This is a genomic window from Mesorhizobium sp. M4B.F.Ca.ET.017.02.2.1 (genome assembly GCF_003998955.1).
Taxonomy (GTDB): Bacteria; Pseudomonadota; Alphaproteobacteria; order Rhizobiales; family Rhizobiaceae; genus Mesorhizobium; species Mesorhizobium abyssinicae.
In genome coordinates this window covers 1-10,281 of record NZ_RZOF01000238.1, presented here as the reverse complement: position 1 = coordinate 10,281, position 10,281 = coordinate 1, and the positions used below count along the sequence as shown (strand labels likewise).

16 protein-coding genes are annotated in these 10,281 nt (G+C 64.1%); 11 read left to right on the top strand and 5 right to left on the bottom strand.

From position 1 onward, the window contains the following. Both EN738_RS23800 and EN738_RS23795 read left to right on the top strand, forming a co-directional pair. Positions 1 to 612 (top strand): pyridoxal-phosphate dependent enzyme (locus tag EN738_RS23800; RefSeq protein WP_127285840.1); only part of this gene is annotated, 612 nt, incomplete at its 5' end. Continuing rightward, positions 609 to 1,166, top strand: coding sequence for a DUF1697 domain-containing protein (locus tag EN738_RS23795; RefSeq protein WP_127285839.1), 558 nt, complete (start codon positions 609 to 611; stop codon positions 1,164 to 1,166). The genes EN738_RS23800 and EN738_RS23795, both read left to right, overlap by 4 nt. Positions 1,167 to 1,175: 9 nt before the next feature. Here EN738_RS23795 and EN738_RS23790 read toward each other — a convergent pair whose 3' ends face one another. Continuing rightward, the gene (locus EN738_RS23790) at positions 1,176 to 1,466 is read right to left on the bottom strand and encodes a DUF2218 domain-containing protein (RefSeq protein ID WP_126054341.1); all 291 of its coding nucleotides are present in this window, start codon (positions 1,464 to 1,466) and stop codon (positions 1,176 to 1,178) included. Positions 1,467 to 1,585: 119 nt separating this feature from the next. Further along, positions 1,586 to 2,026, bottom strand: a complete 441-nt coding sequence (gene gloA, locus EN738_RS23785) for a lactoylglutathione lyase (RefSeq protein WP_127285838.1) — start codon at positions 2,024 to 2,026, stop codon at positions 1,586 to 1,588. Positions 2,027 to 2,325: 299 nt separating this feature from the next. Between gloA and EN738_RS23780 the strand changes: the two genes are divergently transcribed. From EN738_RS23780 to EN738_RS23765, 4 genes are all read left to right on the top strand, one after another. Next, the gene (locus EN738_RS23780) at positions 2,326 to 2,922 is read left to right on the top strand and encodes a cold-shock protein (RefSeq protein ID WP_127285837.1); all 597 of its coding nucleotides are present in this window, start codon (positions 2,326 to 2,328) and stop codon (positions 2,920 to 2,922) included. Between the two features lie 171 nt (positions 2,923 to 3,093). Further along, positions 3,094 to 3,657 (top strand): DUF192 domain-containing protein, encoded by a 564-nt coding sequence (locus EN738_RS23775; RefSeq protein ID WP_127285836.1) that lies wholly within the window; start codon positions 3,094 to 3,096, stop codon positions 3,655 to 3,657. Between the two features lie 19 nt (positions 3,658 to 3,676). Continuing rightward, positions 3,677 to 4,444: an alpha/beta hydrolase gene (locus EN738_RS23770; RefSeq protein ID WP_127285835.1), complete on the top strand. Its 768-nt coding sequence runs from the start codon at positions 3,677 to 3,679 to the stop codon at positions 4,442 to 4,444. A gap of 19 nt (positions 4,445 to 4,463) precedes the next feature. Further along, positions 4,464 to 4,964, top strand: a complete 501-nt coding sequence (locus EN738_RS23765) for a GNAT family N-acetyltransferase (RefSeq protein ID WP_127285834.1) — start codon at positions 4,464 to 4,466, stop codon at positions 4,962 to 4,964. On the opposite strand, the gene EN738_RS23760 is transcribed toward EN738_RS23765, so the two are convergent. Then, positions 4,961 to 5,566 carry a hypothetical protein gene (locus EN738_RS23760; RefSeq protein ID WP_127285833.1) on the bottom strand — a complete coding sequence of 202 codons (606 nt, stop codon included), beginning with the start codon at positions 5,564 to 5,566 and terminating at the stop codon, positions 4,961 to 4,963. The genes EN738_RS23765 and EN738_RS23760 overlap by 4 nt on opposite strands. 165 nt (positions 5,567 to 5,731) lie before the next feature. On the opposite strand from EN738_RS23760, the gene EN738_RS23755 reads away from it, so the two are divergent. The 3 genes from EN738_RS23755 (at position 5,732) to EN738_RS23745 (ending at position 7,735) form a co-directional block, all read left to right on the top strand. Continuing rightward, positions 5,732 to 6,343, top strand: coding sequence for a VOC family protein (locus tag EN738_RS23755; RefSeq protein WP_127285832.1), 612 nt, complete (start codon positions 5,732 to 5,734; stop codon positions 6,341 to 6,343). Positions 6,344 to 6,538: 195 nt separating this feature from the next. Next, positions 6,539 to 7,387, top strand: coding sequence for a serine O-acetyltransferase (cysE, locus tag EN738_RS23750; protein ID WP_127285831.1), 849 nt, complete (start codon positions 6,539 to 6,541; stop codon positions 7,385 to 7,387). A 144-nt stretch (positions 7,388 to 7,531) separates the two neighbouring features. Further along, on the top strand, positions 7,532 to 7,735 hold the full coding sequence (locus EN738_RS23745) for a DUF3126 family protein (RefSeq protein ID WP_042644432.1): 204 nt from the start codon (positions 7,532 to 7,534) through the stop codon (positions 7,733 to 7,735). A gap of 70 nt (positions 7,736 to 7,805) precedes the next feature. On the opposite strand, the gene EN738_RS23740 is transcribed toward EN738_RS23745, so the two are convergent. After that, positions 7,806 to 8,537, bottom strand: coding sequence for a hypothetical protein (locus EN738_RS23740; protein WP_127285830.1), 732 nt, complete (start codon positions 8,535 to 8,537; stop codon positions 7,806 to 7,808). A 124-nt stretch (positions 8,538 to 8,661) separates the two neighbouring features. On the opposite strand from EN738_RS23740, the gene EN738_RS23735 reads away from it, so the two are divergent. Both EN738_RS23735 and EN738_RS23730 read left to right on the top strand, forming a co-directional pair. Next, positions 8,662 to 9,006, top strand: coding sequence for a hypothetical protein (locus EN738_RS23735; RefSeq protein WP_127285829.1), 345 nt, complete (start codon positions 8,662 to 8,664; stop codon positions 9,004 to 9,006). Positions 9,007 to 9,025: 19 nt separating this feature from the next. Next, entirely contained in the window at positions 9,026 to 9,553 is a 528-nt protein-coding gene (locus tag EN738_RS23730) for a gamma carbonic anhydrase family protein (protein ID WP_127285828.1), read from the top strand. 31 nt (positions 9,554 to 9,584) lie between these two features. Here the strand turns inward: EN738_RS23730 and EN738_RS23725 are convergent, their stop codons facing one another. Continuing rightward, complete coding sequence (locus EN738_RS23725; RefSeq protein ID WP_189340690.1) at positions 9,585 to 10,154, bottom strand: ankyrin repeat domain-containing protein; 570 nt, start codon at positions 10,152 to 10,154, stop codon at positions 9,585 to 9,587. Positions 10,155 to 10,281: the final 127 nt, after the last annotated feature.

The following is a 10,281-nucleotide window of genomic DNA, read 5'->3' as shown; positions in this document are numbered from 1 at the left end:
AGCCTCACCGGGAGCCTGTCCTCGGGCAAACGGATCAAGCTCTCCAAAGTCGACAATTTCGTCGACGGCGCCGCGGTCGCCGAGATCGGCCGCGAGCCGCTGCGGCATCTTAGGGAATTTGCCACCGACGCGGTGCGGCTGATCCCGGAGAACCGGCTCTGTGCGACGATGATCGAGATGCTCAACGTCGAAGGCGTGGTGCTCGAGCCGGCAGGCGCCCTGGCGATCGATGCGCTCAAGGATTTTTCCCGCAAGGAGATCAGGGGCAAGACCATCGTCGCCGTGGTTTCGGGCGGCAATTTCGATTTCGAGCGGCTGCCCGACGTCAAGGAGCGGGCGCTGCGCTTCGAGGGGCTGAAGAAATACTTCATTATCCGCTTTCCGCAGCGGCCGGGAGCGCTGCGCGATTTCCTCGAAATGCTGGGGCCGGACGACGACATCGCCCGCTTCGAATATCTGAAGAAATCGGCTCGCAATTTCGGCTCGGTGCTGATCGGCATCGAAACCAAGGACCGGCGCAATTTCGACCTGCTGAAAGCGAATTTCGACGCCGAGGGCGTGCAGTACCAGGACATCACCGACAACGAGACGCTGGCCGGGTTCATCATATGAGCGGAAAAGGGACGGTTTTCGTCGCGCTGTTTTCCGGCATCAATGTCGGCGGCAACCGCATCGTCAGGATGGCGGAGTTGCGGAGCTTCTTCGAGGACCTCGGCTTTTCCGATGTGGCCAGCTACGTGCAGAGCGGCAATGTCGTGTTCCGTTCAGGGAAGGGCGGTGCGGCCAGCTTGACCGACAAATTGGAAGCCGCCTTCGAGAAGAATTGGGGGTTCCATTCGCGCATCATGGTGCGCGATGCCGGCTGGCTCGAGCGGCTGGTGGAGGAAAACCCCTATCCGGAGGTTGCCGGCGAGCCGACCAAGCTGCATGCCTATGCGCTGGAGCGCGAACCCACTGCGGAGGAGATCGCCCGGCTCGCGGAAAAATGCACCGGCCCGGAAAGCTTCGAAGTCAAACGCGACGTGCTTTACCTGCACGCGCCGGAGGGGCTTGGCAAATCGGTGTTCGCCAATCTCGTTCCACGCACCTTGAAAGTGCCGGGCACCGCGCGCAACTGGCGCTCGGTGCTGGCGCTGCTGGAGATGGCGACCAAGGCGAGTGCCTGATGCCTCGGCTCAGGCGGCCTTCTGCCAGTCGAAGGTCAGCTCCTCGCGGAAGGCAAAGCGCTTGATGTGGTCGGCGACGACCGTTTCCAGCCGCTCAAGCGAGGTGGCGTCGTCGGCTGCCACGGCGATGTGAAGCGCCTTGGCATCGGCCTCCATGACCGTGCGTCCCAGCGACGTCAAATCGATGGCGCCGTGGTGCGGGTCGAACTCGACCGGAAATTTGTGCGCCCAGTGCTTGCAGAGCTGCTGCAGGTAGCGGCTGGCATGTTCGGTGGCGACATCGGCGCGGCTGGTCGGCATGGATGGTTCTCCGATGGGTCAAGAAAAACGCCAGCCTCGCGAGGCTGGCGCCATGACTGCATAGATAGGCGCCGTCTCGCAAAACGCCATAGGCGACCGATCACATCGGCGTTGCCGGCCTACCAGCTGCCGGTGTTCGCCATCGAGGCCCATGGCTCGGCCTTGGCCTTGGCCGGACCCTTCTGCAGCAGCTCGATCGAAATGCCGTCCGGCGAGCGGATGAAGGCCATGTTGCCGTCCCGTGGCGGCCGGTTGATGGTGACGCCCTTGTCCATCAGATTTTGGCAGGTGGCGTAGATGTCGTCGACCTCGTAGGCGAGATGCCCGAAATTGCGGCCGCCCTTGTAGTCTTCGGGGTCCCAATTGTAGGTCAATTCGACCAGCGGCGCCTTTTCCGTGACGCCGCTCTGTTCGTCTTCGGAGGCGGCGAGGAAGATCAGCGTGTAGCGCCCCTGCTCGTTCTCGTAGCGGCGCACTTCCTTCAGACCGAGCTTGTTGCAGTAGAAGTCGAGCGAGGCATCGATGTCGGCGATGCGGACCATGGTGTGCAGATAGCGCATGGGATCTTTCTCCGGGGCGTTGCGTCGCGGCGGAACATAGGGGCCACCCGGCCAAAGGGCAATCGCCGGAGCGCCGGGGCAAGAGGGCAATCCGATGGTCAAGCAGAGCCGGAGCGGCGGCAGCGTCCGATTTTAGGACATCGTCACCCGGCTGCGGACATGCCGGCAAACAACAAATGAGGTATTCCACTGCTCAACAGTGAAAAAAGGCACGTCAGGTCTTGCACAGACCGGAAGCCGCAGTGTTAATCTGATGTCAAGAATCAGTTGCGGTTGTGTTGAAAAAAGGGGGCATTCTTATGGGGGAAAAGGCCTCTTTTACGGGGCGGGACGGAAGCCTTGAGGGCGCCTTGAAGCGTGACAGCGGCGGCGAAGGCGCCGACCTTGTCGAAATCGCCGGCGCAATCAAATGGTTCGACGTAGCCAAGGGCTACGGCTTCATTCTTCCGGACGATGGTGTCTCCGGTGATATTCTCCTCCATGTGACGTGCCTTCGAAAGGACGGGTTCCAGACCGCGCTGGAAGGCGCGCGCGTCGTTTGCCTGGTCAAGCAGGGCGATCGCGGCCTGCAGGCGTTCCGCGTTCTTTCCATGGACGCCAGCACGGCGGTCCATCCGGCCGAGATGCAGGAACAGCGCACCCACGTCACCGTGACGCCGGAGAGCGGGCTCGAGCGGGCGCTGGTGAAGTGGTTCAACCGCACCAAGGGATTCGGCTTCCTTACCCGGGGCGAGGGCACCGAGGACATTTTCGTCCACATGGAGACGTTGCGCCGCTACGGCATTACCGAGCTCAGGCCCGGCCAGGTCGTGCTGGTTCGCTTCGGCCGCGGCGACAAAGGCCTTATGGCTGCCGAAATTCATCCCGATATGGGCACCTTGCCGGTCTCGCACTAAGCTGTGTTGATATTCAGGTGATGCCGTGCCTGCAAATGGCGGCTTCCCGTGCTTCCGGCGCTGACGTAACTGAAGTACGCTCCGCTCCGGCTCTCGGAAACCACCATTCCGGACTCGGCCTGACCTGAATCTCAACACACCTTGGGACGACGTCCCGGCTCAGGATTTTACATGCTTCACAGGAACTGGCTGACGGCAGGCGCGATCTGCATCGCGATGGCTATCGTCGTCGCGGCGGGCGCCTATTTCTATTCGCAGCGGCCGACTTCGGCGGACGGCCAGGCCATGATCCTGCCGGTCGACCCGACGCCGCTGGTGGCGGTGACGAAATCGGGCGAGCGTTCCTTTTCGATCGAGATCGCCGACACGCCCGACGAGCGCGAGGCGGGCCTGATGTTCCGCCAGCAGATGGCCGACGATCACGGCATGCTGTTCGTGTTCGAGGAGTCCAGGGACCTGACTTTCTGGATGAAGAACACGCCGATGCCGCTCGACCTGATCTTCGTCGGCCAGGACGGGAGGATTCGGGCAATCTTGAAAGGCGAGCCGCAGTCCGAGGCGATCATCTCGCCCGGCGAACCGGTGCGCTTCGTGCTCGAGCTCAAGGCAGGCACGGCCGCCAAGGACGGTATCGCGGACGGCGACCTGTTGCGCCATCCGGCCATCGGCACGGCGTCGGGGCCGGCCAAGCCGGCGCCTGACAAGGGCGATGCGCCGAGCGTCGATCCCAACTGAACAATCCGGACCTTTGCCGATGCAGTATTTTTCGCATGACGGTTTCGACCTCGCCTATCTCGATCGCCAGCCGGCATCGGGCCACGGCGATCCGGTGCTGATGATCCACGGCTTTGCCTCCAGCCACTATGTCAACTGGGTGTCGCCAGGCTGGTTCAAGACGCTCAACGCTGCCGGCTACCGGGCGATTGCCTTCGACAATCGCGGCCACGGCTCGTCGTCGAAAAGTTACAACGAGGCCGACTACACGCCGGCAAAAATGGCTTCCGACGGCGCCGCCCTGCTCGACCACCTCGGCATCGAACGCGCCCATGTGATGGGCTATTCTATGGGCGCGCGCATCTCGGCGTTCCTGGCGCTTTCCGATCCGGACAAGGTGGCGACGCTGGTGTTCGGCGGCCTCGGCATCGGCATGGTCGACGGCGTCGGCGACTGGGATCCGATCGCCGAGGCGCTGCTTGCCGAGGACCCGGCAACGACGACGCATCCGCGCGGCCGCTCGTTTCGCGCCTTCGCCGACCAGACGCGCAGCGATCGCCGGGCGCTTGCCGCCTGCATTGCCACCTCGCGGGAGTTGCTTGGCGAAGACCATATGGCGCGGATCGCGCAGCCGACCTTGGTCGCTGTCGGCACCAAGGACGACATCGGCGGCTCACCGGACGAACTGGCGGCGCTGATGCCGAACGCCCGGGCGTTCCACATCGAGGGCCGCGACCACATGCTGGCAGTCGGCGACAAGAGCTTCAAGCAGCGCGTGCTGGAGTTTTACGCCGAAAACCCGCTCTGATACCGCATCTGTCAGGACCATGGTCGACCTTCTCGTCACCTATATGGAGATGACCGAGCCGCCGTCCGGCGCGGCTTTTTCCGCTCCGACAGCCGGCGCGACGGTGGAGCGCGAAGCGCTCGATATCGCCAGCTATTTCAGCCTCTACCGCGCCGTCGGCGAAGCCGTGCAGTGGGATCAGCGGCTGCGCATGAAAGCGGCGGACCTCGAACGGCTGCTCGCCAGTCCGGCGACGCATGTCCATGTCCTGCGCGTCGACAGCGAGGCGGCAGGCCTGTGCGAGTTCAACAGCGTTGGCCAGTCCGTCGTCGAACTCACCCATTTCGGGCTCGTGCCCGCCTTCCAGGGCCGCGGGCTCGGGCCGTTCCTGCTCGACCGGTCGCTTCGCGCGATCTGGTCATATCGGCCCGAACGGCTTTGGCTGCACACCGACACCTATGACCATCCCAATGCGCAGCCTGTCTACAGACGCGCAGGCTTCAGGCCGTACGCGCAGCGCATAGAGACCTTCCCGGATTAGCTAACACCTCCGAGCGCTTGCAACGATCGCGCCAGGTTTTGCCTGGCCTGGGGCTCGAACCGTTGCCGGAATTCATCGGTGTGGAAGATATGCGGGCGTGCGAGGAAACTCTTCAGCACCGCGCCGCGGCCGGCGCGCCACATCGGCTCCTCGACCCATTGATACTCCCGCCGTACCGCCTGCTCATAGGTGTCGAAAGTACCGGGCGCCGCGCCAAGGATTGCCAGGTCCATGTCGAGCAAGAGCGCTGTGTCGCGGCTGAAGTCCGCATCGCGCGAGCTTGGCAATTCGTGCGTCGCGGTGGCGAGGATCATCGCGGCGATGCGGCCGAGGCGCGCGGCGTCGGTGCGGCCGGCAAGTTTTTGCTCTGCAAGAGCGGCACTCTTCGCCTCGTTGTCCTTGGCCCGGCTGTCATAGATGGCGTCGTGGAACCAGATCGCTGCGTGCACCGCTACGGGATCGTGGAGCAGGGCTTCGTACTCGCCAGCCAGCGCCAGCATCGCCTCGATATGGGCAAGGCTGTGGTAGTGGCGATCCGGTGCCAGATAGTGCGATGAGAGCTCGTTTCTCAACGCTTCGTCGATCAAGGCTTCGTTTTCCATGCTGCTTCACCCTTCCGACATTTGACGCCGGGAGCCGGGGCGACGCAAGTCGAGCCTGTATGGCATCGGGCAATTCGCCTGCAAACCCCACCGTCACCGGATTGACCAAAACGCATCGCGGCGGGAAGCTGCCTTCTCGAGGCACTCAAACCCAGGGAGGTTGGCATGACCACCATCGACATGAAGCTTGAGGCCGTCGCTATTCCTGTTTCGGATGTCGATCGGGCCAAGCTTTTCTATGGCGGGCTGGGCTGGAGGCTCGACGCCGACTTCGCGGTCGGCCACGCGTTTCGCGTCGTGCAGTTCACGCCTCCGGGTTCGCCGTGCTCGATCCACTTCGGCACCGGCATCACATCGGCGGCGCCCGGCTCGGCAAAGGTGCTTTATCTCATCGTGTCCGATATCGAGGCCGCGCGCGCCGAACTTGTAGCGCGAGGGGTCGAGGCGAGCGAAGTGTATCATCGCGCGGGCCCCGGGCAGCCATCGCTCAGCGGCAGGCATCCGGAGGGACGCAGCTATTCCTCGTTCGCCTCGTTCAGCGACCCGGACGGCAATGGCTGGCTGCTGCAGGAAATCACCCAGCGTTTGCCCGGGCGCGTCGACGCTCACGATACGACATTCAGCTCTTCCCCGGAGCTTGCCGCCGCGCTGCGGCGTGCGGCGACGGCACATGGCGAGCACGAGAAGCGGACCGGCGGAAAGCGGGACGAGAACTGGCCGGACTGGTATGCCGAATACATGGTGGCGGAGCAGGCCGGCAAGCCGCTGCCGACCTAAGCGGGCGGCATTGAGGTCACGGGGGAACCCGGTGCGGCCAGTGCGTGCAGGCCGCAAGGGTTCGTTTTCCATGGCCGCTTGATTTCCGATGAACCAAATCCATTTGACAAAGCACTAAGGAAAATTGAGTTCCCCCGTGCTATGATCTGGCCTATATGTGCGGCCGGTAAGGAGCCGGCAGGCCGGAGACCGTCGATGAACAGCATTACGATTGCCCGCCCCAGCATTGTGCAGCCGGTCGATCCGATCTGGCGCTCGATCCGCGACGAGGCGATGGAAGCGGTCAACCGCGACCCGCTGCTCGCGGCGTTCCTCTATGCGACCATCCTCAACCAGGAAAGCCTGGAGGAAGCGGTGATCCACCGCCTCGCCGAGCGCCTCGACCATCAGGATGTCGGTTCCGACCTGATCCGTCAGACCTTCAACGCCATGCTGGCCGACAATCCCGATTGGAGCGCCACGGTGCGCGTCGACATCCAGGCCTATTACGACCGCGATCCGGCCTGCGACCGCTTCATCATGCCGGTGCTCTACTTCAAGGGCTTCCACGCCATCCAGACGCACAGGCTGGCGCACTGGCTGTGGAACCAGGGCCGGCGGGATTTCGCGCTCTACCTGCAGAGCCGCTCCTCCTCGGTGTTCCAGACCGACATCAATCCCGCCGCCCGCATCGGCAAGGGCATTTTCGTCGACCACGCCACCGGCCTTGTCGTCGGTGAGACGGCGGTGATCGAGGACGATGTCTCGATCTTGCATGGCGTGACGCTCGGCGGCACCGGCAAGGCCGGTGGCGATCGCCATCCGAAGATCCGCCGCGGTGTGCTGATCGGCGCCGGCGCCAAGATCCTCGGCAACATCGAAGTCGGCCATTGCTCGAAGATCGCGGCCGGATCGGTCGTGCTGTCACCAGTGCCGCACAACAAGACGGTCGCCGGCGTGCCGGCGCGTGTCGTCGGCGAGACCGGTTGCGACCAGCCTTCCAGGCAGATGGACCAGCTCCTGCCCTCGCAAACGATGGACCACGTCGTCAGCTTCGATATCTGAGGCCGGGGCGCCCGCCCGCGCGGCTGAAACCGGCCGCAGATGCGGAGGCGCTTTCGGTTCTGCCGCCGGCTTGCCTTTACATCGCCATTGTCGACGTGCCAGAAGCGCGTTCAACCCAGCAAGCCCGACGATCGGAGAAGACTGTTGAAGCCGGACGAAATCAGAAAGCTGGACGCCTATTTCAAGCGCGTCTTCCAGAATCCCAAGCTCCAGGTGAAGGCACGCCCGCGCAAGGAAGATTCGGCCGAAGTCTATGTCGGCGACGAATTCCTCGGCATCGTCTTCAAGGACGAGGACGATGGCGACTACAATTTCTCGATGGCGATTCTGGACATCGACCTGGGCTGAGCCCTCTGCTGGCCGGGCCTGCGTCAGCGCAGCCCGGTCAACGCTTCTTATCTTGTAGTGGTCACTTGCCCTATCGTCCTGTCTTCAGGACATGCGCGGCCGCCGCCGCGATCGCCGCGTCCAGCGCCTGCCAGTTGCCGAGAAATTCCCTGGGAAAGCGATAGGTGAGGCTGAGGCCATCGCCGACCTGGAGGTCGCGCTCGCAAGGCGCCAGCGATTCCTCCGCGCTCGGTCCGCTCAGGCAGCGGGCAACGAACGGGTCCTTGCCCGGACGGCCGGCCACCGCGAGCACCTCGTTGAGATAGCCTGATTTCTCGGTGAAGCCATAAAGCGTCGTGCCGCCGGGTCCCGGCGTGCCGGGCTGGACGATCAGCGCGCTGTAGATCGGGGCGAAGCGGCCGCTCATGTCGCGCGACATCATCTGCTGCTCGAAGGAGAGGAAGACGACGTTCTTGCGCGCGCCCGTATGGTTGAAGTCGTCGCGGGCGGCTGTGCTGTAGCCGTCCATCTCGGGGTAGCGCATATAGAGGTCGAGGCGCGAGGCGATGCCGTCGCGCCGCGCCTGCTCGAAGCGGATGAAATTGGCCGGGACGGCAATGACATTGTTGCCGATCACCACCTCGTGGATGGTCGTGTCGTCGGTGTAGCCGGCCATGGCGATCGAGCGCCCCAACCATTTGCCGCCGAGGCTGATCGCCACCGAAAGCAGCGCCAGCGCCGCGAAGGCATAGAACACCCGCTTCATCAGCGTGGAATCGACAACCTCGAATTCCGGGCCACTCGCGGTTGCCGCCTGCTTCATCGCTATCCCCGTTACGGTCGCCGATCCGCTGGATGTCCCCGGGCGGCACACATTGCGCGGCATGGCTCTTGCAGCGCGCCTGTCGGATGCGACTGTGCGACGTCATGGTAAACGGAAGGTAAAGATGGGTGCTGTGGAACTCGTGCTCTTTGCTTTCGCCGTCGGCCTCACCGCCGGCGGCCTGATGGGATCGGCGATGGAACTGGCCAGCGGCCGCAGGCTTGCCTTCGTCGAGCCCTATGTGTCGCCTTCGCACATACTGCGATCGCTGGCCGCGACGGCATGCGCGGGGCCGTTCATGCTCGCCAATGACGCTTTGGATGCCCGCAGGCAGGGCCGCATCACCACGCTGGCGCTGATGTCGTGCGGGTGCACGGCGATTGCCTGGGCGCTGGCGCAGGGCGTTGTCCTGCTCGCCATTGCATCCTGGGCGACCGGTCTCCTAGGGTCGGCTCACTTTCCAGCGTGAGACGATTCGGAGACGGACAATGCCGACCTATGCGATCGACGGAAAAGCGCCCAGCTTTGTAGATGCCGACAGCAACTGGATCGCGCCGGACGCGACGCTGATCGGCGACATCAACATCGGCCGCGATGCCGGCTTCTGGTTCGGCGTCGTCATCCGCGGCGACAACGAGCCGATCACCATCGGCGCCGGGACCAACGTGCAGGAGCATACGGTGATGCACACCGATCCAGGCTTTCCGCTGACCATCGGCGAGGGCTGCACGATCGGTCACCGCGCGCTGCTGCATGGCTGCACAATCGGCGACAACAGCCTGATCGGCATGGGCGCCATCGTGCTCAACGGAGCAAGGATCGGCAAGAACTCGCTGGTCGGCGCTGGCGCGCTAGTCACCGAGGGCAAGGCGTTTCCCGACAATTCGCTGATCGTCGGCTCGCCCGCGCGGGTCGTGAGGGAACTCGATGACGCCGCAGTCGCCAGGCTGCGCGGCTCGGCCGCGCACTACGTCGCCAACGGCAAGCGCTTCAAGGCCGGGCTGAGGAAGGTCTGAGGCCGCGACCGGCGGCGGCCATTGGCATCTCTCAACGTTTCCGGCCAGGATTCGAGCCAGGCTTGCCCAGCGCCTCGCGCAGCAGCACAGCGCCAGCCTCGAAGCCGGCTTCCTCGGCTTCCTCCAGCGCCGTCGTATAGTCGTCGATGCGGGTCCTAAGCGCCGGGTCCGCGCCTGCCGCCAGAAGCAGGCGGATCGCTTCGGCATCGCGCATCGCCACCGCATAATGCAGCGGCGTCCAGTCGTTAACGCCACGCATGTCGGGGTCAGCGCCGTGCTCGATCAGGGCGCGGATGATGTCATGCTTGTCGGTCCGCTCGGTGGACAGCGCCGCGATGATCGAGGGAAATCCGGCATGGTCGCCGTAGTTCGGATTCGAGCCCGCTTCGATCAAAGCCGAGATGAAGGCGAGGGGACTCCAGTAGATCGCATACTCCAGCGGATGGCCAAGGCCGAGCTCGAACGGCATGCGCTCGTCGAACCAGCGCGGCGCGCCGCCCAGGGCAATGCCGAGCCCGTCGAAATCGCCGGCCTTGAAGGCGTCGTCTATGGCCTTGAACAGCCTGGCGCGTTCGCAACGGTCTTCGGGAATTTCCAGCACAGCACCGATCCGCGATGATCGGCCATATTGCCCTCAACCGACGGCGAGGCAAAGGTAGCGTGCACACCCCAAGAAATGGCGGAGCCGGCCCGGGGACAGGGCCGGCTCCTAAAACCCGGTCGTTGGG